Origin of the sequence: Shewanella sp. Isolate11, from assembly GCF_022398315.1 — a bacterium.
In the GTDB taxonomy this organism is placed as follows: domain Bacteria; phylum Pseudomonadota; class Gammaproteobacteria; order Enterobacterales; family Shewanellaceae; genus Shewanella.
On the sequence record NZ_JAKEVF010000001.1, the window covers coordinates 947,333 to 970,148 of the forward strand.

Here is a 22,816-nt window from a genome sequence, read left to right on the forward strand (position 1 = left end):
AGGACACACAAATAATAAGAAGTGCTCTATGAGATTGAATAAAATTTTTGCCTCGATGTTATTGGTCGGTGCGTCTTTTTCAGGGAACGGTTGGGCAGAAACCTTCCAGCCTTTTGAGGTTACCGATATACAAGTGCAAGGTTTACAACGCGTTGCACTTGGTGCGGCACTGTTGAATTTACCTATTAAAGTCGGCGATACCATTGACGAAACTCGCTTGCAGCAAGCGATTAAGAGTTTATACACATCGACAAACTTCGAACATATCGAAGTGAGTAGAGACGGCACTGTGTTAGTTGTGACGGTCAAAGAGCGTCCGACCATTAGTGTGGTTTCTTTCGAAGGCAACAAAGATATTAAAGATGAGCAGCTACAAGAAAGTCTTGATGGTAGCGGCGTTAAAGCGGGTGAGTCATTAGACCGCACCATGCTTACTGGTATCGAAAAAAGTCTGCAAGACTTCTATTATGGCGTAGGTAAATATGGCGCCAAAGTGGAAGCTCAAGTGATCAATTTGCCTCGTAATCGTGTGGAGCTTAAATTCAAGTTTACAGAAGGTTTAGCGGCTGAAATTCGTCAGATCAATGTCGTTGGTAATACGGTTTTCAGCGATTCTGAATTGATCGGTATGCTTGAACTGAAAGATTATGTGGCTTGGTGGGATCTTTTTGGCGAGCGACGTTATCAAAAACAGAAGCTCGAAGCTGACTTAGAAACCATTAAAACCTTCTACCATAATCGGGGCTATATCCGTTTTGCTGTTACCTCGACTCAGGTAGCGATGACCCCAGATCGTAAAGGACTTTATATCACCATCAATGTCAATGAAGGCGAACCCTATAAGGTTAAAGATATTAACTTGACCGGTGACCTGATGGGCCGTGAAGAGGTGCTTGAGGCTATTTTACCGATGAAAGTCGGTGATACTTATAATGGGGCAGACGTAACCTTTACCGAAGAGATGTATGGTAAGTACTTAGGTCGTTTCGGTTATGCTTATCCTGAAGTAAAAACTTACCCTGAAATTGACGATGCGAACAAAGAGGTGACTCTCAACGTTAACATTAAACCGGGTAAACGAGTGTATGTTCGCAGCATCAACTTTACCGGTAACCAAGTCACCAAAGATGAAGTTTTACGTCGTGAGCTACGTCAAATGGAAGGGGCATGGTTGAACTCGGCACAAGTTGAGCAATCAAAAGCGCGTCTTAACCGCCTTGGTTATTTTGAAACAGTTGATACTGAAACCGTTCAAGTTCCTGGTACTGATGATTTAGTTGATGTTGCATTTAATGTGAAAGAGCAGCCATCGGGTTCATTTAACGCCGGTATCGGTTATGGTACCGAATCGGGACTGAGTCTGCAGTTTGGTGTACAGCAAAGTAACTTCTTAGGTACGGGTAATCAGGCGGGTATTAGCATGAATACTAACCGTTACTCTAAGAGTGTAAACATTTCATACACAGACCCTTATTTTACCAAAGATGGCGTCAGCTTAGGTGGCAGCATTTTCTGGAACGAATTTGACGCTCATGAAGCTAACCTTGAGCGTTATAAGAACAGTTCTTACGGTATTGCGATAAACTCGGGCTTCCCGATCAACGAATATAACCGGATCAACGGTGGTTTAGGCTATCGTCATAACACGATTTCTGAGATTTCAGCTTACGAACAGGCGCTGCGCTTCTACAACATCTATCGTGACCCGAACGATCCAAATGCTGACTTGTCATTTGATAACTTCGAAGCCACCTTAGGTTGGTATCGTAGTACCCTTAACCGAGGAACTTTCCCAACAGATGGTTCTTCACAGCGTTTAACGGGTAAGATGACGATTCCGGGCTCAGACCTGCAGTATTTTAAGACTGACTTCAACACCAGTTTCTATTTCCCAATCACCCGCAGTCATAACTTTGTGATTTTGACTAAAGCACGATTAGGTTACGCGAACGGTTATGGTAAGTATCATAATAACGAGCAGATCCTTCCGTTCTGGGAAAACTATTACTCAGGTGGTAGCAGCTCGTTACGTGGCTTTAAGTCAAACTCTGTTGGCCCACGTTCATTCTATCTCTATCGCGGTAGTGAACCCTGTGCACCAGATATCTCAGGTGATTCTTGCACCTTGCCCGGCGATCCAAATCAGGTTAGTGTTAGTAGCGGACGTTCAATCGGTGGTAACGCCATTGCAACGGCAAGTTTGGAGCTAATTGTACCGACGCCATTCCTGGATGAGGCTTATACAAATTCGGTTCGTACTAGTTTCTTCGTCGATGCGGGTAACGTATGGGACACCGAGTTTGATTATGATTCATATAAATTCCTTCCAGCAGAAGAATTTTATGAGTTAGACGATTACTCAGACCCATCTCGTATTCGTGCTTCGGCTGGTATGAGCGTACAGTGGATATCGCCAATGGGTCCTATGGTATTTAGTCTTGCATGGCCGATTAAAGAATACGAAGATGACGATACTGAAATCTTCTCATTCAATATTGGTAAAACTTTCTAAACAAGAATTAATTTTAATAAAAAAAGATGCGGCAAGTTTTGCTGGCAATAAAGGAGTTTATTTTGAAAAAGATGTTTAATCGCGCAATGATGGTATTGGTTCTTCTAGGAGCACCAATTGCGGCACAAGCAGAAAAAATTGCCGTAGTGGATATGCAGTCTGTTTTCGAGCAGCTTCCACAGCGTGAAGAAGTAAGCAAAACACTTAAGGCTGAATTCGGTGACCGTGTTGCCGGCGTTCAAAAAATGCAAGATGAATTGCGTGGCATGCTAGAAAAGCAGCAACGTGATGCAGCACTAATGAGTGAAAGCCAAAAAACTGAGATGGTTCGTAAGATGGAATCACTTAAGTCTGAACTTCAGTTGAAAGGTAAAGCACTCGATGAAGATATGCGTCGTCGTAACGGTGAAGAGCAAAACAAGCTGTTAGTTGAAGTTCAAAAAGCGATCAATACCATTGCTGAAAAAGAAAAGTATGATGTTGTATTGCAACGTGGCGCAGTGATTTATGTCAAGCCATCGGCTGATATCAGCAACAAGGTTGTTGAAGCCCTAAGCAAGTAAAGGGTCACATTTGATGACAAAAAGCTACACATTAAAAGCGATTGCCACCCATTTAAATGCCTCAATCAAAGGCGACGACACGGTTGAAATCAATCGTGTCGCTACCTTAGAAAAGGCACAAGCGGGTGAAATCGCTTTTTTAGCAAACAGTAAATATCAAAATCAGTTGGCAGGAACGCAGGCATCTGCTGTGTTACTTACACCTGAAATGGCAGAAACCTATTCAGGTAATGCCGTTGTACTTAACGATCCCTATGTCGGATTTGCTCGAATTGCTCAGTTACTCGATACCACACCAAAGGCAGCGCAATCAATCCATCCTAGTGCCGTTATCGACCCTAGTGCGCAATTAGGTGAAGGGGTTGCCATTGGTGCTAATGCCGTTATTGGTGCTAATGTAATAATTGGTGAGCAAGCTCAAATTGGAGCAGCTTGTGTGGTTGGCCAAGACTCAATTATCGGCTCTGGTACCATTTTATGGGCCAATGTCACCATCTATCATGATGTGCAGCTTGGACAAGACTGTATTGTTCATTCTGGGACAGTCATAGGCTCTGATGGTTTTGGCTATGCTAACGAACGCGGCCAGTGGATCAAGATCCCGCAAACTGGCGGTGTCCGTATCGGTAATCGAGTAGAAATTGGTGCTTGCACTTCTATTGACCGTGGTGCACTGGATCATACTGAAATCCATGATGGTGTGATTATCGATAACCAAGTACAAATTGCCCATAACGTGATTGTGGGTGAAAATAGTGCGCTAGCTGGCAGTTCTACCTTTGCAGGCAGTGTAACTATAGGTAAATATTGTATTATTGGTGGTGGTTGTGCCATTGCGGGTCATCTTTCTATCGTCGATGGTACCCATATCTCAGGTTCTACAAACGTGACGAGTGTTATCCGAGAGCCTGGTGTATACTCTTCGGCAACCGTTGCGATGGAAAATAAAGTTTGGCGCAAGAATACTGTTAGATTTAGACAACTTGATGAGTTGTTCCATCGCGTGAAAAAGCTTGAAAAAAACGTTAAATCAGATGATTAACTGCCTTGTGGCAGCTAAGGAAAGTTGAGTGTCAAATCAATTAAACACAATGGATATCAAAGAGATCCTAAAGTTTTTACCCCATAGATATCCATTTCTATTGATCGATAGAGTCTTAGATTTTACTCCCGGTGAAACACTGCATGCGATCAAAAATGTCACGATAAATGAGCCTTTCTTCCAAGGTCATTTCCCTGTGGCTCCCGTGATGCCTGGTGTGTTAATCCTTGAAGCTATGGCTCAGGCGACGGGTTTGTTAGCTTTCAAGACCATGAGTGATACGCCTTCTAGTGACGCACTCTACTATTTTGCTGGGATCGATAATGCCAGATTTAAGCGCGTTGTTGAGCCAGGTGATCAACTTCATTTTGAAGTAAAAATGATTAAAGAGCGCCGCGGAATCGGCGTGTTTACCGGTGAAGCAAGAGTCGATGGCGAACTGGTATGTTCTGCCGAAATCATGTGTGCCCGTAGAGAGATTAGCAAGTGATCGATAAGTTAGCCTACGTACATCCAGATGCCAAAATAGGTAACAATGTCACAATTGGACCTTGGACCTACATTGGCGCCGACGTTGAAATTGGTGACGATTGTCACCTAAGTTCACATGTTGTGGTGAAGGGTCCTACGGTAATAGGTAAGGGTAACCGTATTTTCCAATTCGCCTCAGTGGGTGAAGATTGCCAAGATAAGAAATATGCGGGTGAACCGACCCGTCTTATCATAGGTGACAACAATGTGATCCGTGAGTCGGTGACCATTCACCGTGGTACCACTCAAGATAAGGGCGAAACCATAATCGGTTCTAACAACCTGTTTATGGCTTATGTGCATATTGCTCATGACTGCGTAGTGGGTAATAACGTGATTATGGCTAATAATGCCTCAATTGCGGGCCATGTGCATGTGGGGGACTGGGCAATTCTTGGTGGTATGACGGGAGTGCATCAGTTCGTGCATATTGGTGCTCATGCTTTTACTGCTGGATATTCGTTGATCTTACAAGACGTGCCACCTTTTGTGATGGCATCGGGTCAGCCTGCGATTCCTCGTGGCTTAAACAGTGAAGGCTTAAAACGTCGTGGCTTCTCTAAAGAGAGCCAACTTGCGGTACGTCGTGCTTATAAGGCGTTGTACCGTAAAGGACTCACCGTAGATGAAGCGGTGGCTGAATTGGCTGATGATATGCAAGATGAACAAGTGAAATTGCTTATCGACTTTGTGGTCAATTCCAGCCGAGGCATTATTCGTTAAGTCTCTATTGGTCACAGATTAAAAGCTCGTTTAGACGGGCTTTTTTTATGACAAGATATTAATTCAATCGTGCGGAAAATTCTGATGACGACTGACAACAAACAAAAAATATTTGCCATGGTTGCCGGGGAGCTTTCTGGTGACATTCTTGGTGCAGGACTGATCCGCTCGCTAAAACAGCGTTATCCCGATGCAAGGTTTGTCGGTATTGGCGGTCCGCTAATGGATGAGCTAGGTTTCGAGTCTTTGTTTTCCTTCGAAGAATTAGCTGTGATGGGTATCGTTGAAGTGTTATCACGATTACCAAGATTACTTAAGGTAAGAAAAACCTTAATTAATGAGATCACTAGGCTCAACCCCGATTGTTTTATAGGTATCGATGCGCCTGATTTTAATATCGGCCTCGAGCTTAAATTAAAGCAACGTGGCATTAAAACTGTGCATTATGTCAGTCCCTCTGTGTGGGCATGGCGACCTAAACGCATTTTTAAAATTGCCAAGGCGACCAATATGGTGTTGTCTTTGCTGCCGTTTGAAAAAGCGTTTTACGATAAACATCATGTACCTTGCACCTTTGTCGGCCATACCTTAGCCGATGATATTCCACTGCAGAGTGATAAAGACAGTGCCAGAGCGCAACTTGGACTCGATCATCATGCGGAATATTTGGCGGTGTTACCCGGCTCTCGCGGTGGTGAGTTAAAACAGTTAGCCGAGCCTTTTGTTAAAGCGGCGCAGCGGTTACGCCAGCAATATCCCGATCTGAAATTTGTCACTCCTCTCGTGAATGCAAAGCGGCGTGAGCAATTTGAGCTGGCGCTTAAGACTCATGCGCCGGATCTCGATATTCATCTTATTGAAGGTCAGTCTCGTACCGTAATGGCGGCGGCAGATGCCATTTTGTTGGCTTCAGGAACAGCGACATTAGAGGCTATGTTGGTTAAACGTCCTATGGTGGTGGCTTATCGGGTTAGTCCTATTACCTACAAAATCGCCAAAGGGATGATGCAGATTGACCGTTATTCCTTGCCGAATTTATTAGCAGGTGAAGATATTATTCCTGAGCTTATTCAAGCCGATTGTACCGCCGAGAAGATTGCAGAGGCTGTGTCAGCTCAGCTCGATGGCGATCATACTGGGTTAATCGATAAGTTTACCGAGCTTCACAAGCTACTTAAGTGTAATGCGAGTGAGCGCGCCGCCGATGCGGTTGCCGCTCTGATTGAGGGCGATAATGGCCGTTTATAAGAATATTACTGACGAACAAGTTCAGACCCTTTGCGTTGGCTATTATGCTGGCGTCGATGAAGTCGGTCGTGGCCCCTTGGTGGGCGATGTGGTGACTGCAGCCGTGGTGCTTGACCCCAATAATCCTATCGCAGGACTTAACGACTCTAAGAAGCTCACCGAGAAAAAACGCCTCGCGCTGTATGATGAGATTTATCAAAAGGCGTTAGATGTCTCCGTTGGTCGAGCCAGTCCGGCTGAAATTGATGAGCTTAATATTTTACATGCCACTATGTTGGCGATGCAGCGTGCTGTTGCTGGCCTTAGAGCCACGCCAGATAGAATTCTTATCGATGGTAATCGGGTGCCTGAGTTTTCGGTCGAAGCTCATGCGGTTATCAAAGGCGATGGTTTGATTGCTGGGATCAGTGCCGCCTCGATCATCGCTAAAGTGGTGAGAGACAAAGAGATGGACGAGCTCGATGCCAAGTATCCGCAATTTGGTTTTGCTAAGCACAAAGGTTATCCCACTAAGGCGCATTTTGAAGCGTTAGCACAGCATGGCGTTTTGGCCGAGCACCGAAAAAGTTTTCGTCCAGTTCAGGAGCGTTTGCAGCAGGGTTAGAGCATTCGGCGGTTTTACCAGAGCCTTTAGCTGTTTTAGCTAGAGCCTTTAGCCGTTTTACCAGAGCCTTCAACGGATTTAGCTCTAGTCTTGATTTGGCTTTGCTAATGCATTTAGCGGGTTTTGCAGGGCTTGAGGCAAGCGTCTCGAGCTAAACTAGCTTGGCGTGCGTGAGTCTGTTAATCTCAATTTGTGATCCTTATTGGCTGAGATTTGCCAAAATAATAAAAGATATTATCAATTATGTCAGAACCTCGTTTCGTGCATCTGCGCGTTCACAGTGATTTCTCCATGTCCGATGGACTTGCCAAAGTTAAGCCGATCCTTGCCAAGGCAACCGAGCTTGAGATGGCTGCACTTGCCTTAACCGATAAGACCAACTTGTGTGGTTTGGTAAAGTTCTATAGTGGCTGTCATGGCGCGGGTATCAAACCGATTATTGGCACCGACTTCTCTATGCTTGTGCCGGGTTTTGAAGATGAGTTTTGCGCTATCACTGTGCTGGCGATGAACAATGAGGGTTATAAAAATCTGACTTTGTTGATCAGTGACGCCTATCTGCGAGGCCACGTTCGCGATCGTGCAACCATAGATCAAGATTGGCTGGTTAAATACAGCGAAGGACTGATTTTGCTCTCTGGCGCCAAAGATGGCGATGTGGGTAAGGCGCTGCTTAAAGGTAACCGTGGTCAGGTCGACTCATTAGTCGAGTTTTATCAGACCCATTTTCCTGATCGTTATTATCTTGAATTGATCCGTACTGGCCGCCCCGATGAAGAGCGCTATCTGCACATGGCAGTCGAGTTAGCCAGCGAGAAAAATCTGCCGGTTGTGGCAACGAACCAAGTGGTGTTTATTCAGCCTGAGCAGTTTGAAGCCCATGAGATCAGGGTGGCGATTTCTGATGGCTTTACTCTTGCCGATCCAAGACGGCCTCGCAATTACAGTGAGCAGCAATATTTCCGTAGTCAGGATGAGATGTGTGAGTTATTTGAGGATATTCCTCAGGCGTTACAAAACACAGTCGAGATTGCTAAGCGCTGTAACGTTACCGTGCGTCTGGGGGAGTATTTCTTACCTAATTTCCCTACCGGTGAGCTATCAATTGAAGACTTCCTTGTTGATGTGTCGAAAAAGGGCTTAGAGGAGCGTCTTGAGTTTCTGTTTCCCGATGAAGCGGTGCGCGCAGAACGACGTCCCGAATACGATGAGCGGCTTGATATTGAGCTGACGGTGATTAATAACATGGGGTTCCCCGGTTACTTCCTTATCGTGATGGAGTTTATTCAGTGGGGTAAAGATAATGGTATTCCAATCGGTCCTGGCCGTGGTTCGGGGGCGGGGTCATTAGTGGCCTATGCGCTGAAAATTACCGATCTCGACCCATTAGAATTTGACCTGCTGTTCGAACGGTTCTTGAACCCTGAACGTGTTTCCATGCCCGATTTCGACGTCGACTTTTGCATGGATAGACGTGATGAAGTGATTGACCACGTTGCCGAGCTTTATGGCCGCGATGCGGTATCGCAAATTATCACTTTTGGTACCATGGCGGCCAAGGCGGTAGTGCGAGATGTTGGCCGAGTTCTTGGGCATCCTTACGGTTTTGTTGACCGTATTTCGAAGATGATCCCAGCAGAACCCGGAATGACGTTGGCAAAAGCCTTTGAGGCCGAACCGGCATTGCCTGAAGCCTATGATGGCGATGAAGATGTAAAAGATCTTATCGACATGTGCCGCATTCTCGAAGGGGTGACCCGAAACGCGGGTAAACATGCCGGTGGTGTGGTTATCGCACCAACGGTGATCACCGATTTTGCGCCGCTTTATTGTGACTCTGAAGGGCATAACCCCGTTACTCAGTTCGATAAAAACGATGTGGAAACCGCCGGTCTGGTGAAGTTCGACTTCTTGGGGCTGCGTACCCTAACTATTATCGATTGGGCGCTGCAGATGATTAACCCACATCTGGCTAAGCAGGGTAAAGACCCCATTCAGATTGAGGCGATTCCTTTAGACGATCCCGCGTCATTCCGGTTATTGCAGCGCTATGAAACCACCGCGGTATTCCAGCTGGAATCTCGCGGGATGAAAGACTTGATTAAGCGTCTGCAACCTGACTGTTTCGAAGATATGATCGCACTGGTGGCGTTGTTCCGTCCCGGGCCGCTGCAGTCGGGCATGGTTGACAACTTTATTGAGCGTAAGCATGGCCGGGAAGAGGTTTCTTATCCTGACTCGCAATATCAACATGAATCGTTAAAACAGTTACTCGAGCCGACCTACGGCATCATCTTGTATCAAGAGCAGGTGATGCAGATTGCACAGGTGTTGTCGGGTTATACCTTGGGCGGCGCCGATATGTTGCGTCGTGCTATGGGTAAGAAAAAACCTGAAGAGATGGCCAAGCAGCGCAGCATCTTTAAAGAGGGCGCGATCAATAACGGCGTCGATGGCGAACTGTCGATGAAGATCTTCGATTTGGTGGAGAAGTTCGCGGGCTATGGTTTTAACAAATCTCACTCAGCCGCTTATGCGTTAGTCTCTTATCAAACTCTTTGGCTGAAGACCCACTATCCTGCGCAGTTTATGGCGGCAGTAATGTCGGCCGATATGGATAACACCGATAAGATCGTGACGTTAGTCGATGAGTGTGATCGGATGAACTTACCTTTATTGCCGCCCGATGTTAACAAAGGCTTGTTCCGTTTTACCGTCGATGAAGATCTTAAAATTGTCTACGGCATCGGCGCGATTAAAGGGGTGGGTGAAGGCCCAGTTGAATCTATTCTTAAAGCTCGTGAAGATGGTCCTTTTATCGATCTGTTTGACTTCTGTGCCCGTGTCGATCTGAAAAAGCTGAATAAGCGAGTGATTGAAAAACTGATCTGTGCAGGTGCACTCGATACTCTAGGGCCGCATCGTGCCGCGATGATGGCCACCTTGCCTGAGGCCATTCGCGCCGCCGATCAACATGCTAAAGCCGAGGCCATTGGTCAGCACGATATGTTTGGTCTGCTTAATAGCGAACCCGAAGACAGTAAGCAGCAATTTGTTGAGTGTACACCTTGGCCTGACAAAGTTTGGCTGGAAGGAGAGCGTGAAACTTTAGGCTTATATCTCACAGGTCACCCGATTAATCAGTATCTGAAAGAGCTGAAACATTACACTTCGGGTCGATTGAAAGATGTGCACCCTACTGAGCGAGGGAAAACCATTAAGGCCGCTGGCTTAGTGGTCGCAACACGAGTGATGATGACCAAGCGCGGCTCTAAGATGGGCCTGGTGACTTTAGACGATAAGAGCGCTCGCCTCGAGGTAATGTTATTTACCGAGGCGTTTGAAAAATTTAGCGAGCTATTAGAGAAAGACCGTATCTTGATCGTCGAAGGGGAAGTGAGTTTCGATGACTTCTCTGGCGGCAATCGCATGACGGCAAGAAATATTATCGACATGGGCGAAGCGCGCAGTCATTTCGCGCATGCGGTCGAAGTCGATGTGGATGCCACTGCTGTAGATCCTCAGTGGTTAAATCGTTTTCAAGAGGCGTTAACCCCTTGGAAGGCAGGCAGTGTGCCTGTGGTGCTTAATTACGCTCAGCCACAAGCAAAGGCGCAATTTAAGCTGGGTGATGAGTGGCGAGTGAATCCTAGCGATGAATTGATGTTGGCGCTAGAAACCCTAACCGGCTCAGATAAGGTAAGGATCTTGTTCTAATATGAACGGCTCTGAATTGTCGCCAGCGGCGCTGATTTCAGCATTAATCGAGCCACTACAACTCAAGGCTGGTACTAAGTTAGTGCTGGCTTACAGTGGCGGCGTCGACTCACAGGTATTGGCGGCGGGATTAGCCGAGTTCGCCAATCAGCATCGCCAATTTCAATATCTGCTGGTGCATGTGCATCATGGGCTGAGCGATAATGCCGAAATTTGGCAGCAGCACTGCGAAGCCATGGCGCGAGAGTATGATTTAGCCATTGAGATCAAACGGGTTGATGTTAAACAAGGTGCTAGAGTCAGCCTTGAAGCCAGCGCCCGAGAAGCACGCTATCATGCGCTGAAACAAACACTGACAAGGGGTGACGTGTTACTGACCGCTCATCATCAAGACGATCAGTTAGAAACCATACTGTTGGCGTTAAAACGTGGCCTGGGGCCTAAAGGCTTAGCCGCCATGGGCAAGGTGCAAAGCTTTGACAAGCGTTGCTGGCTGTTACGCCCTTTGCTTGATGTCGCTCGCAGCGAGATAGAGACATACGCTGAAACTCATCACATCTCTCATATCGAAGATGAGAGTAATCAGGATAATCGTTTTGACCGTAACTTTTTGCGTTTAGAAGTTATTCCGGCGTTAAAGTCACGTTGGCCAGCGATTGCACAAACTGCCACACGCAGTGCTCAACTATGCGCCGAGCAACAGGCTTTGATTGAGCAAGAGGTAAATGCTCGCTTACCTGCCATGTTAGTCAATACCGCGCACGCCAGTATTCCCGCCTTAGATTTAAGCTTACTTGCGCAGCAATCTGCGCTATGGCAAGCGCAAATATTACGCGGCTTTATCGCTCATATTGGTTTTGAAATGCCTTCGTCGGCACAGCTTAAACAAATACTCAGCCAGCTGTTACAAGCCAAAGTCGATGCTAAGGTAGAGTTGAAAATCGGTACCATGGTGCTGCGACGTTTTCAGCATTGCCTCTATGTCGAAAGTGAGCTTGATAACTTGGTTTATCGCCAGACAAAAGTGATTTCACTGGCCGAAGTGGCCGAGAGTCAATCTCAATGCTGGCTGTTGGACGCTGGCGTGAGTTTATTGGCCGAGCGCCATGAAGAGGGTATACGCCTACGACTGCCTAAAGAGACTGAACGGGTGAGTGTTCGCTTCGGCGCAACCAGTTCGCTGCGTTGTCATCCTCATTTTCGAGATAAAGGGCGGGAGTTGAAAAAGCTGTGGCAAGAGTTGGCGGTGCCACCCTGGCTTCGCTGTCGTGTCCCGCTGATCTATTTTGATGATCGCTTAGTTGCCGCTGTCGGTTATTGGGTTGAAAAGTCATTTCTGGCAACAAAAAACCAGCCGGGGCTGGTTTTTCATCTCAATTAATCTTGCACTGAATTCATACCGAGGCAGCGATTCGATAGCAGCGTCTGCCGGCCGCTTTAGCTTGGTACAGTGCTTTATCGGCGTTGAAGTACAACTCTGAGGAAGATTGCTGTGTTTGCCACTGAGCGACGCCGATACTGGTTTGTACATTAAAGCGATTGAGTAAGTTGTTGCTGTCAACCATCTGCAATACTCGCTGACACAGTACGCTGGCATCATCCGTGTCGCCGTTTATTAATACTGCAAACTCATCACCGCCGATCCTAAAGGCGAGCTCACTTTCACGAATCGCTTGCTGTAACGTCTGAGCAAAGCTAAGAAGTACATCGTCACCAATAAGGTGGCCATGTTGGTCATTTAAGGTTTTAAAGTTATCCAGATCCAAGACCACTAACGCAAAGGGTTCACCATTACGCTGCGAACGAGCAATCGTTTGTTTGACCATCTCGTTATAATAACGGCGATTTCCCAGATGGGTGAGCGCATCGAACATGGCCTGACGAGATATCTGATCGTAATCAATAGCGTTTATCAGTGGTCGTAATAGTAATTCCTGCAATTGATGAAATAACTCAGTTTGTGAATGTTGCAATGGCTCATGTAAACGGTAATGGATACAAACATCTACATCATCTAAGGTGAGATGTTGTTTGACCTGTAAACCTTGCTCACGCCCCCAGCTTAGTCGATACTCTTTGAGGTGCAGTTGAATGCCGTTAACCGGCAAATATTGGCCTATTATTTTGCCGAAGCAGGCAAATACCGTCCGTGGATCAAGGCTTTGATGTAACTGCTGTAAAATGGTGACCATATTAGGGGCACCCTTGTCAGAGTAATGAGACTCTGAGTGATAGCGGTAAGCACTTGGCGAAAATTCTGTCGCTAAGGCAAAGTCCATAGATTACTCCACATCGGTTCGGACTCGGTATATATCCAATTAAAAGCAAATTTCGTGCCTGTTATTAAATTAAATTTATCTATGTTTGTCATTTAGTTAGTCAGTTTGCTACATTGAAACAAGAGTCATTATTCTGGCAGAGAATAAAAAACAAACAGTTTAGTGTTATAGGCGATCTTCCACACTTGGTCGCTAATGTTGATTAAGCGATCCATCCTTTAATTGGAGCCGTAATGGAACATAGCTTTCTTATTAAAATCTTATTGATGTTGATTATTGCGGTTGTCGCAATTGCTCTGTTCCGCCGCGCAGGTTTACCTGCGATCTTGGCTTATCTCATCACTGGCGTGATCAGTGGTCCTTCGGTATTTAATTGGTTTACACAGCAACAGATCCACTCGGTCGCCGAACTTGGGGTGGTGTTGTTGATGTTCTCCCTCGGTTTAGAGTTTTCATTGCCACGATTATGGGCAATGCGGCGTACCGTGTTTGGTTTAGGTAGTGCACAGGTGTTTATCACTGCGGTGCTAACCATGTGTATCAGCATGTTGTTTGGGCTTAACCTCAATGGCGCAATTGTGGTGGGCTCGGCTATTGCTCTTTCCTCTACCGCGATTGTACTCAAGCTGTTAAATGAGCGAGGTTGGTTGCGAAAGCGACATGGCGAGTTGTCTGTCAGTGTGTTGTTATTTCAAGACTTAGCCGTAGTTCCGCTACTTATCCTTATGCCATTGTTGGCGTCCGACAGTGAGGTTCTCACCTGGAGTGAAATCGGTTATGCCATGGCTGAAGGAGTTTTAGCCTTCATTATTTTAATGGCGGTGGGTAAATGGGCGCTGCCGAAAATTTTCGATGAGGTGGCTCGCTCTCGCTCCAATGAGCTATTTGTGTTATCCACCTTAGTGGTGGCCTTGGCGACTGGTGCCTTTACCCAATGGATTGGTCTGTCGATGGCATTGGGAGCATTTATGACAGGGATGCTGTTGGGAGAGAGTCAGTATAAGCGCCAGCTCGAAGCAGATATTCGACCATTTCGTGACCTGCTCATGGGGCTGTTTTTTATCTCTATCGGCATGTTATTAGATTTTAGTTTGGTGCTGCAGTTCTGGTGGCAAGTGTTGTTATTAGTTGTGGCAGTTATTATTGCTAAAGCTTTGATTGTATTCGGTCTACTGCGAGCGGCCAAAGAGACCTTTAGAACCTCAGTTGCGACCGCGATTAGCCTAGCTCAAGTGGGTGAATTCAGTTTTGTGGTATTGGCGCTGGCGGTGAATTATCAACTGCTTGAGATCACCCTAAGCACAAAACTGGTGATGGTGGCGGTGATCTCCATGGCGTTAGCCCCTTGGCTGGTAAAACACAGTGTCGATATCGCTAGACGATTGCATGGAGTGAGTGCTCGACAGGATCAGGCGGCTGAAACTTTTCCGCTGATAGAGCATGCAAACGATCTGGTATTGATCTTAGGCTATGGCCGAGTTGGACAGACGATTGCCCGCTTTATGAAAACCGAAGCGATCCCCTATTTGGCGGTGGATCTTGACCCCACTCGTGTTGCCGAGGCGCGCCGAGCGGGCGAGCCAGTGTATTTTGGTGATGCGACTAAACGAGCTATTTTAAAACAGGCACATATTCGTGAAGCCAAATTGATTGTGCTGACTTTCGATGGTCATCGCACCTTAGAGGATGTATTGCCTCTGTGTCGCCAATTTGCTCCTGAGGCAAAAATTTTAGTGAGAACCCGCGACGATGAAGGCTTAGCTGAGCTGGAAAAAGCAGGAGCGAGTCAGGTGATCCCTGAATCGTTAGAGGGCAGTTTGATGCTGGTGTCACAGGTCTTGTTTCAGTGTGGGGTTCCGCTTAATCGTATTTTGAAACGTTTAGAGTATGAGCGCCGCAACCACTATCAATATCTGCATGGTTTCTTTTCTGGTTCATCGGCGGACTTTAGTTTAGAGCTACTACATGCGGTGGCATTACCCAAAGGGGCGCAGGTGATTGGTCTGACTCTGGCCGATATTCCGTGGCAGAAATTACGGGTTGAACTCAGGGCGGTACGCCGAGCTGGAGCCGAGGTTGAAAGCCCTGAGATAGATTGGAAAATTCGTCGCGGGGATATCTTAATTTTGCTGGGTAAACCTAGGCGTATAGAAAAAGCGGAACAATATCTGTTGCAGGGCGCGACATTGGCTTAAGCGCTTTCTCGCTCATCTTTGCCATTAATCGAGTTTAAAAAAGTGCTTAATTTCATCCATCTGTGTCATACCGTCCAGATATCCCAAGTTGATTAATGCGCTGCAATAAGATTGCTCAAATAGTAGGTAGGAGACGATACTCGAATCTGACTGCTGATTAATGCCAATCAACCTGAGTAACAGCCGCACCGCCAGAGGCATGTCATGAAAGTGCTGTGCCGCGATAAGACTTAAATCTTGGCTGGGTTTAATCACTAACGTCTCGATAGTTTTTAGTGGTGACTCGGCGCGTTTCTGTTCAGGAATGAGTTGTAAGGTGGCGTTGATCCGCTGCAACCTTTCTAAGTCGCTATTAAGCGTATCAGAGAAGATGGTATCCAGCAGGTGACCCGCAATGGTCGCCGTCTTTGGGTGATGCTCTAATTCTTGATGTACCTGTTTGTGTGGACTATCTAGGTTGATCACCATAATTTTTTCGGCACCCAAATGAATTGGGCTACTGAGCGGAGCCAGTTGATGCACAGAGCCATCACCATAGTAACCTCTATTAAGTTTAATCGAGGGGAATACCAAGGGGATTGCTGAGCTGGCTAACAGGTGTTCGGTATTAAGGTGAGTGCGTTGGCCGCCACGTCTGGCTCTTACCCACTCGTCAATATCATGCTGAGCCTGAAAAAAACTCACCGAGCGGGAAGAGTTATAGCAAGAGGTATCGACACAGAGAGCGTCGAGTGCGCCATTAGCAATATTACGATCGATACGCGCAAAATTAATCAGTTCGTTGAGCAGTTCTCGCAGTGGTTCATTATTGAATAAGCTACCGGCTTCGGGATTTATTTTCTCATCTTGCAGACCCATAATCATCATCTGTAGCATATGAGAAAATATGCCACCAAAACTGGAACGGTACACTTTATGGGTGTTGAAGTGGCGCCAAACCCATTCGAGTTTTCGCACTCCAAGATGAAAACAAGAGGCGTGAGTAGCAATGGAGGTGCCATTAATCGCCCCTGCAGAAGTGCCGCAGATGATCTTAAAAGGGACGCCATGGTTACGGGGATAGTTTTGCACTACCGCCTTAAGCACGCCAACTTGATACGCCGCCCGTGCACCACCACCGCCTAAGACTAACGCTGTTTTATCCGGCACACTGACCCCTTATTCCGCGAGAGTTTCCATCTGTTTTTGTTGGATTGATTTGTTTTTTTATTTATGGGTTAAACGGTTACTGTATAAATTTAGAATATGTGACCCACAAACGTAGTTCAAGACTATTGTAGTATTTGCACTTTAAGTATTGTGTGTACATCGCATCGAATTGAATGCTGAGTGTTAGCTATATTTTTTGTAACCCTTGAATTTTATTATTGCTTATTATTTTATTGTTCACTAATGTCGTAAGTCAGCTTTGTTGTAAAGGATGTTTGGTGTGAAAAGGATTTTATCGCTCCCCGCTTTTAGTTGTATTTCAAATTGGAAATCAATGTTGAAGAAATACATTATTTCCTTATGTATATTTTGTTTATGTGCATGTTCCTCTAATCATTTCCAAGAATCAGCTTGTTCTTTTGTGATCGGTGCAGCTGAAAGTGACGCAAGAATTAGAGAACGAGAGTCGAGAAGTCACGTAAGAGAAAATTCTAGAGCGACTTCGACCAATGTCATAAATGGTCTTTTAAGCGTGTTGGCAAGTTCAATTAGTTATTCTGAAGATAATGAAAAATGTAGATATACAGAGGCAAACTTGTAATGTGAAGCAGGTGTCTTTGCATGGGAAGATTGCCGTAGTTTATTTAAACAATAACGCTTTTACGCGACTTTAATTGCTAGAGCGACCAAATTAGGTTCCGCTGGGTCATTTCCAACAAACAGAAAAAAGCCCAGCATTGTTGCTGGGCTTTTGGGTTTCGATTGGGTTATACCGATTGGTATTATTTAGCCGACTTGATAAAGTCGATAATTTCATCGAATGGAATATCTTGCTTCTCGCCAGTGCGACGATTCTTGTATTCGAATACGCCGTTGTCGATATTGCGATCGCCGATAACAATAACGTGCGGTAAACCAATAAGTTCCATATCGGCAAACATTACACCAGGGCGTTCTTTACGGTCGTCAAACATCACTTCGATGCCCGCATCGTTTAAGTCTTGATACAGCTGCTCGGCCATATCTTTAACACGATGAGACTTGTGCATGTTCATTGGCAGAATGCCCACTTTGAACGGTGCAATAGCGTCTGGCCAGATGATACCGCGGTCGTCATGATTTTGCTCGATAGCAGCAGCCACGATACGGCTTACGCCAACACCATAACAACCCATCAGTAGCGTTTTAGACTTACCATTTTCGTCAAGCACGTTAGCGCCCATAGACTCAGAATAGTTAGTACCCAACTGGAAGATATGACCTACTTCGATACCGCGTAGTAAGCCGATAGTGCCTTTTCCACATGGGCTGGCTTCACCTTCGATAACATTACGTAGATCGGCTACTTGAGCCTCTGGCACATCGCGTTCCCAGTTGATGCCTACATAGTGCTTGCCGTCTTGGTTTGCGCCAGCGGCAAAGTCGCTCATGATATTGACGCTGTGATCGACGTAAACTGGAATGTTCAGTCCCACAGGGCCTAGAGAACCAGGACCTGCACCAATGACGTTACGGATATCGGCTTCATCGGCAAATTCAAATGGAGCCAATACGGCGTCAATCTTCTCGGCTTTAACTTCGTTAAGCTCGTGGTCGCCACGGACGATGATGGCCACTAGTGGCGCATCTTCATTGGCACCTTTAACGATAAGGGTTTTAACGGTTTTCTCAATCGCAATACCATGCTGCTCGACTAACTCTTCGATGGACTTAGCGTTTGGCGTATCGATAAGGCTCATGGTTTCAGTGGCTGCACCGCGAGGCTCTGTTGGAATTGGCGCTTCGGCTTTTTCGATGTTGGCAGCGTAATCACTTTCAGTCGAGTAAGCGATTAAGTCTTCACCACTGTTAGCCAATACGTGGAATTCGTGTGACAAGCTGCCACCGATTGAACCGGTATCGGCCAATACAGGGCGGAAGGCCAGTCCCATACGACCTAAAATGTTGCTATAGGCAGTAAACATTGCCTGATAGGTTTCATCCATGGTTTGTTGATCGATATGGAAAGAGTATGCATCTTTCATCAAGAACTCACGTGAACGCATTACGCCGAAACGTGGACGAACTTCATCACGGAATTTGGTTTGGATCTGATACAGATTCAGGGGTAACTGCTTGTAAGAGTTAACCTCTTTACGAATGATGTCAGTGATCACTTCTTCGTGAGTTGGGCCTAAGACGAAGTCACGGTTATGACGGTCTTGGAAGCGCAATAGTTCGGGACCAAACTTTTCCCAACGGCCAGTTTCAACCCAAAGGTCAGCGGGTTGAACCATAGGCATTAAGATCTCAACGGCACCTGCATTGTTCATCTCTTCACGAACGATAGCTTCCACTTTGCGAAGCACGCGCAAACCTGTGGGCAACCAGCTGTAAAGACCTGATGCGTTACGACGGATCATACCCGCACGTAGCATTAATTGATGACTGACCACTTCAGCGTTTGCTGGGGTCTCTTTTTGTGTTGACAGCAGGTACTTGCTCGCTCGCATTGTCAAAATCCAGTTATGTTATGAAATAGGCCGACATTTTAGCACCCTGAATGTTGATGTCACCTAGTTTGTTGGCTCTGTGACGGGTAGAAATCATTGCTAGGCTAATGAGGGAATAAGCTAGGTTTTGTCTTTTCAAAAGCGGGGCATGGGGGGAGGTGATGTGTAAAATTGATGGCTTAATTGTGCACCATAAATCAGTGGTTTTTCGTAAATTTAGCGGGACTAATGAATCCTATTTACATCAGTCCCGCTAGTGAGTATGGCTAACTGGTCATTCTACTTAATTTAATCAGCGACCTATAAACCATCTTTAGCACGGCGTTTCTTGAAGTCAGATTCTTCAAGCCATTTTGGCCAGTCATTGTTGTTGGCCAGTTTATTTAAGATGTCGCTTATTAGGCTTAAATCTTGAGATACGCCGCCTAAATTCCAGTTAGGATCATAATCATCGGCTTGTTGATGATATTTATGGGCGATGTAGTCTGGATCGGTATCTCCTAGGCTCATAAACATCAATCCCGGCACACCTTGTTGAGCCAGAGCAAAATGATCTGAGCGGAACATCAGGCCGTTTTGTGGTCTTGGGTCGGCCTTAACGGTACGACCTTGTGCCTTAGCCGCATCGTCGAGGTATTGTTCCAGTTCGGAGACGTTTTCTCCATAACGCAGAATATAATCGACCCCTTTGCCAACATTCATGCCATCGATATTCAAAAATGAGACTAACTGCTTTGTGGCAACCGGCGGATTTTCGGCAAAATATTGTGCGCCAATCAGACCCGTTTCTTCAGCGGTGAAGGTGGCAAACAGCATAGAGCGTTTTGGTGCGGCGTCGCCTTTAAGGCTTTTAAAATAACGTCCTAGCTGTAACACACCCGCGACACCCGAAGCATTATCGACGGCGCCGTTGTAGATATGAGTCTTACCGTCTTTAAGCGTTTTACCTAAATGATCCCAGTGCGCGTGCATCACTAACCATTCATCGGCTTGGGTCGAACCCGGCAGTAAACCCGCGACATTGTATGACGTGGCTAACTCAATTTGGTTATCCAGCTTGAGGCTGGCTTTAAGTTTCAAAGGTAGAGACTTAAAGCCAGGTTTGGCTGCTTTAAGCTTAAGTTGATCGTAATCGAATCCTGCTTCGGCAAAGATTTTTTGCGCTGTGGCATGTTGAATCCAGCCCATTACACCGATGTGGGAGCGATTATTGTTTTTATCGACTAGGGTGAATTTACTGTTGGTATTACTGTTTTGAACCACATTCCAACCATAAGCGGCTGGCGCGGTTTCATGAACAATAAAGACCGCCTTAGCGCCTTGTCTGGCCGCCTCTTCATATTTATAGGTCCAGCGACCGTAGTAGGTCATGGCATTCCCCTTGAATACATTCGGGTCTTGAGTGGCAAAGCCGGGGTCGTTAACCAAGAGGATCACTGTCTTGCCTTTTACATCGACATTGGCGTAATCGTTCCACTGATATTCAGGGGCGTTAATACCGTAGCCAACAAATACCATGTCGTTATTATCTAGGGTGACAGAAGGCTCGACTTGCTCGGTGCGAGCAGTAAACTCATTGCCGTTGCTAAAAGTTAACTTGCCCACCTTGAGCTGCATGTTTTGATCGGCAGTGATTTTGGCCATAGGTACGCTTTGACGATAGCTGTCACCGAAAGCCGGCTTGAGTCCCATGGATTTGTAGGCACTTTCAAGGTATTCAACGGTCAGTTTTTCACCGTGAGACAGAGGCGCACGGCCTTCAAATTCGTCGCTGGCGAGGGTTTGCACATCGGTGCGGTAACTGGCTTCGTCAAACTTAAAGGGAGCGGCTTGGGCATGGCAAAGTAGCGCTGTGCCAATTAAACCTATTATTGCAGCAGTCTTCACAGATAAGATCCTTTTAGAGCGGGTGAAAAATAAGTGTAGTGACAATTGCTTATGTTTTATCGCGTCTGTCACCAATAATTTTGGCCGGATTCCCTGCGACAATTGCGTAGGCAGGCACATCTTTGGTCACAACGGCGCCCATGCCGATCACGGCACAATCGCCAATATTCACACCATCGACAATGCCAGCCTGAGCACCAATCCATACATCTTTGCCAATCACAATGCCTTTGGAGTTGGCACTTTGCTGATAGATGGGCGTCTCAGGTTTCATGCCGTGGTTAAAGGCATAAATGGTGACATTGTTGGCGATACGGGTCTGATTGCCGATAATGATTTTTCCGCGGCCACCATCGAGTGAACAGCCATGATTAACCGCCACTTCATTGCCCATTTCTATCGGACCATGTAAAAAGCTGTCGGCGGCGATCATGCATTTATCACCTATGATGATGTCGCGTCCGGGTTCGGCAAATAGGTTTGCTTGAGGCGCTATAAAGCTGTTGTTGCCAATTGAAATGGTCTCGAGTGCCATCAATCTGGCCTGAATTTGCTCTTGCCAAGGTTTAGCCCAGCACAGGTGTTTAGGCTTTAAAGAGAAATATAACCAAGGCATATAAGCTAAGCGTTGTTTGTGTTGGGCTTGATAATCAATAGACTCAGACATGATTCAATTCCTATTGATCTTGAGCCGTCAGCGTTGAAGCTCTGATGGTTTCAACCAGAATCTGCTCATCTTGCACGCGCCACAGAATATCTAAGTCATACAGGGCAACTTGATATTGCTTGGGGTCAAATTTCGCCTTTTTATAAGCTGGGCGTGGATCTTGGGCTAATACCTCTTGGATAATATTTTTGAGCTTGGGGTAACGCTCGGCATCATACTTTTCCAGTTGGTTTAGTGCTTCAGTAGAGAAACTGACTTGAGCCAATATGGGGGCCTCATGTGCAATTCCGCCCTTGGCATCAGTAATCGCATCAGAGAAAGGAATATAAGGTTTGATGTCGACAATAGGAGTGCCATCGAGAAGATCCATGGCGGAGATCTCAAGCATCACTTTACCTTTTTGCTGGTGGATAGCATGTAGTTTCACCACCGACTGGCCAATGCCATTGGGACGAAAGGTAGAGCGAGTCGCAAATACACCGAGCTTTTCGTTACCACCTAGGCGAGGGGGTCTCACCGTGGTTTTCCAGCCTTGGGCTAAATTTTCATGAAAACAAAACAGTAGCCAGATATGAGAATATTGCTCTAACCCGCGTACGCTATCGATATGATTGAAGGGGGCTTGTAGCTCGACAAATCCACGTGCAGATGTGGCAAGCCCCGGTTGTCTGGGAATACCAAACTTCTGTTTATAGGGGGTTCGGCAAATGGCGACCGCCTGAATTTCATTACTAAAGGTCATTTAACTCTCTGTTTACGAGACGCTATTCACAAACTTTTTTCAAGATCATTAAGCTGTGATTATTCGGCCTTGGCTTCAGGCGTTAATATCGCTTGGCCGATACATATTGCATTGGTGATACAGGCGTTGGTGGCTTCTTCAAATAACACGCAGCTTTTGATGATCAGGCCGTTGGCTCCAAGTTCAGCTGCCGCGCGACGTGCATTGGTACGCGCATCGGCAATAGAAGCGGGAACATCATTAGGCTTTTCTTGGCAAGATTCACCTTCGACTAAGCTTTTTAGCTCATAGGCACCAGTAGGATGTTGATTGTTTTGATACACAACCACATCACCCACTTTAAAGTAATTATCGATGGCCTCACCGTCTAAATTGCTGTGAAAAGCATAATCGCCGGCACAACCACTGAGTAGTAAGGTTGAGATGATAAAGATGGTCTTTTTCATGAAACGGGCCTGTTTGATT

The 22,816-nt window shown here is 46.2% G+C and carries 17 protein-coding genes; 10 read left to right on the forward strand and 7 right to left on the reverse strand.

What is annotated here, in order from left to right:
* Positions 1 to 28: 28 nt before the first annotated feature.
* The 9 genes from bamA to tilS all read left to right on the forward strand — a co-directional run bounded on the left by bamA (position 29) and on the right by tilS (position 12,321).
* Positions 29 to 2,512, forward strand: coding sequence for an outer membrane protein assembly factor BamA (bamA, locus tag L1D21_RS04155; protein WP_239843960.1), 2,484 nt, complete (start codon positions 29 to 31; stop codon positions 2,510 to 2,512).
* A 71-nt stretch (positions 2,513 to 2,583) separates the two neighbouring features.
* On the forward strand, positions 2,584 to 3,075 hold the full coding sequence (locus L1D21_RS04160; RefSeq protein ID WP_239844185.1) for an OmpH family outer membrane protein: 492 nt from the start codon (positions 2,584 to 2,586) through the stop codon (positions 3,073 to 3,075).
* 13 nt (positions 3,076 to 3,088) lie between these two features.
* Positions 3,089 to 4,117, forward strand: a complete 1,029-nt coding sequence (gene lpxD / locus L1D21_RS04165; protein ID WP_239843961.1) for a UDP-3-O-(3-hydroxymyristoyl)glucosamine N-acyltransferase — start codon at positions 3,089 to 3,091, stop codon at positions 4,115 to 4,117.
* A gap of 28 nt (positions 4,118 to 4,145) precedes the next feature.
* Complete coding sequence (fabZ, locus tag L1D21_RS04170) at positions 4,146 to 4,607, forward strand: 3-hydroxyacyl-ACP dehydratase FabZ (protein WP_239843962.1); 462 nt, start codon at positions 4,146 to 4,148, stop codon at positions 4,605 to 4,607.
* Positions 4,604 to 5,371, forward strand: coding sequence for an acyl-ACP--UDP-N-acetylglucosamine O-acyltransferase (gene lpxA, locus L1D21_RS04175; protein WP_239843963.1), 768 nt, complete (start codon positions 4,604 to 4,606; stop codon positions 5,369 to 5,371). Before fabZ ends, lpxA begins: the two co-directional genes overlap by 4 nt.
* Positions 5,372 to 5,455: 84 nt before the next feature.
* Positions 5,456 to 6,619: a lipid-A-disaccharide synthase gene (lpxB, locus tag L1D21_RS04180; protein ID WP_239843964.1), complete on the forward strand. Its 1,164-nt coding sequence runs from the start codon at positions 5,456 to 5,458 to the stop codon at positions 6,617 to 6,619.
* The gene (gene rnhB, locus L1D21_RS04185; RefSeq protein WP_239843965.1) at positions 6,606 to 7,223 is read left to right on the forward strand and encodes a ribonuclease HII; all 618 of its coding nucleotides are present in this window, start codon (positions 6,606 to 6,608) and stop codon (positions 7,221 to 7,223) included. Before lpxB ends, rnhB begins: the two co-directional genes overlap by 14 nt.
* Positions 7,224 to 7,466: 243 nt before the next feature.
* Positions 7,467 to 10,940: a DNA polymerase III subunit alpha gene (gene dnaE / locus L1D21_RS04190; RefSeq protein ID WP_239843966.1), complete on the forward strand. Its 3,474-nt coding sequence runs from the start codon at positions 7,467 to 7,469 to the stop codon at positions 10,938 to 10,940.
* Position 10,941: 1 nt separating this feature from the next.
* Complete coding sequence (gene tilS, locus L1D21_RS04195; RefSeq protein WP_239843967.1) at positions 10,942 to 12,321, forward strand: tRNA lysidine(34) synthetase TilS; 1,380 nt, start codon at positions 10,942 to 10,944, stop codon at positions 12,319 to 12,321.
* Between the two features lie 13 nt (positions 12,322 to 12,334).
* Here tilS and L1D21_RS04200 read toward each other — a convergent pair whose 3' ends face one another.
* Positions 12,335 to 13,219, reverse strand: coding sequence for a GGDEF domain-containing protein (locus tag L1D21_RS04200; RefSeq protein WP_239843968.1), 885 nt, complete (start codon positions 13,217 to 13,219; stop codon positions 12,335 to 12,337).
* 233 nt (positions 13,220 to 13,452) lie between these two features.
* On the opposite strand from L1D21_RS04200, the gene L1D21_RS04205 reads away from it, so the two are divergent.
* Entirely contained in the window at positions 13,453 to 15,414 is a 1,962-nt protein-coding gene (locus tag L1D21_RS04205) for a monovalent cation:proton antiporter-2 (CPA2) family protein (RefSeq protein ID WP_239843969.1), read from the forward strand.
* A 24-nt stretch (positions 15,415 to 15,438) separates the two neighbouring features.
* Here L1D21_RS04205 and L1D21_RS04210 read toward each other — a convergent pair whose 3' ends face one another.
* The 6 genes from L1D21_RS04210 to rcsF form a co-directional block, all read right to left on the reverse strand.
* A complete protein-coding gene (locus tag L1D21_RS04210; protein ID WP_239843970.1) occupies positions 15,439 to 16,563 on the reverse strand; it encodes a patatin-like phospholipase family protein in 1,125 nt (374 codons plus the stop codon).
* A gap of 782 nt (positions 16,564 to 17,345) precedes the next feature.
* Positions 17,346 to 19,055 carry a proline--tRNA ligase gene (locus L1D21_RS04215; RefSeq protein WP_239843971.1) on the reverse strand — a complete coding sequence of 570 codons (1,710 nt, stop codon included), beginning with the start codon at positions 19,053 to 19,055 and terminating at the stop codon, positions 17,346 to 17,348.
* Positions 19,056 to 19,355: 300 nt separating this feature from the next.
* Positions 19,356 to 20,915, reverse strand: a complete 1,560-nt coding sequence (locus L1D21_RS04220; RefSeq protein WP_239844186.1) for a M28 family metallopeptidase — start codon at positions 20,913 to 20,915, stop codon at positions 19,356 to 19,358.
* 76 nt (positions 20,916 to 20,991) lie between these two features.
* Positions 20,992 to 21,609 (reverse strand): acyltransferase, encoded by a 618-nt coding sequence (locus tag L1D21_RS04225; RefSeq protein WP_239843972.1) that lies wholly within the window; start codon positions 21,607 to 21,609, stop codon positions 20,992 to 20,994.
* Positions 21,610 to 21,619: 10 nt separating this feature from the next.
* On the reverse strand, positions 21,620 to 22,351 hold the full coding sequence (gene tsaA / locus L1D21_RS04230) for a tRNA (N6-threonylcarbamoyladenosine(37)-N6)-methyltransferase TrmO (protein ID WP_239843973.1): 732 nt from the start codon (positions 22,349 to 22,351) through the stop codon (positions 21,620 to 21,622).
* A gap of 59 nt (positions 22,352 to 22,410) precedes the next feature.
* The gene (gene rcsF, locus L1D21_RS04235; RefSeq protein WP_239843974.1) at positions 22,411 to 22,797 is read right to left on the reverse strand and encodes an Rcs stress response system protein RcsF; all 387 of its coding nucleotides are present in this window, start codon (positions 22,795 to 22,797) and stop codon (positions 22,411 to 22,413) included.
* Between the last annotated feature and the right edge of the window lie 19 nt (positions 22,798 to 22,816).

What these genes read in the sequence shown, in the direction of transcription:
- rcsF (WP_239843974.1), bottom strand. Translation starts at nt 22,797, where the DNA reads ATGAAAAAGACCATCTTTATCATCTCAACCTTACTACTCAGTGGTTGT.
- L1D21_RS04160 (WP_239844185.1), top strand. Translation starts at nt 2,584, where the DNA reads ATGTTTAATCGCGCAATGATGGTATTGGTTCTTCTAGGAGCACCAATT.
- bamA (WP_239843960.1), top strand. Translation starts at nt 29, where the DNA reads ATGAGATTGAATAAAATTTTTGCCTCGATGTTATTGGTCGGTGCGTCT.
- L1D21_RS04215 (WP_239843971.1), bottom strand. Translation starts at nt 19,055, where the DNA reads ATGCGAGCGAGCAAGTACCTGCTGTCAACACAAAAAGAGACCCCAGCA.
- lpxD (WP_239843961.1), top strand. Translation starts at nt 3,089, where the DNA reads ATGACAAAAAGCTACACATTAAAAGCGATTGCCACCCATTTAAATGCC.
- dnaE (WP_239843966.1), top strand. Translation starts at nt 7,467, where the DNA reads ATGTCAGAACCTCGTTTCGTGCATCTGCGCGTTCACAGTGATTTCTCC.
- L1D21_RS04200 (WP_239843968.1), bottom strand. Translation starts at nt 13,219, where the DNA reads ATGGACTTTGCCTTAGCGACAGAATTTTCGCCAAGTGCTTACCGCTAT.
- lpxB (WP_239843964.1), top strand. Translation starts at nt 5,456, where the DNA reads ATGACGACTGACAACAAACAAAAAATATTTGCCATGGTTGCCGGGGAG.
- tsaA (WP_239843973.1), bottom strand. Translation starts at nt 22,351, where the DNA reads ATGACCTTTAGTAATGAAATTCAGGCGGTCGCCATTTGCCGAACCCCC.
- rnhB (WP_239843965.1), top strand. Translation starts at nt 6,606, where the DNA reads ATGGCCGTTTATAAGAATATTACTGACGAACAAGTTCAGACCCTTTGC.
- L1D21_RS04225 (WP_239843972.1), bottom strand. Translation starts at nt 21,609, where the DNA reads ATGTCTGAGTCTATTGATTATCAAGCCCAACACAAACAACGCTTAGCT.
- L1D21_RS04205 (WP_239843969.1), top strand. Translation starts at nt 13,453, where the DNA reads ATGGAACATAGCTTTCTTATTAAAATCTTATTGATGTTGATTATTGCG.
- tilS (WP_239843967.1), top strand. Translation starts at nt 10,942, where the DNA reads ATGAACGGCTCTGAATTGTCGCCAGCGGCGCTGATTTCAGCATTAATC.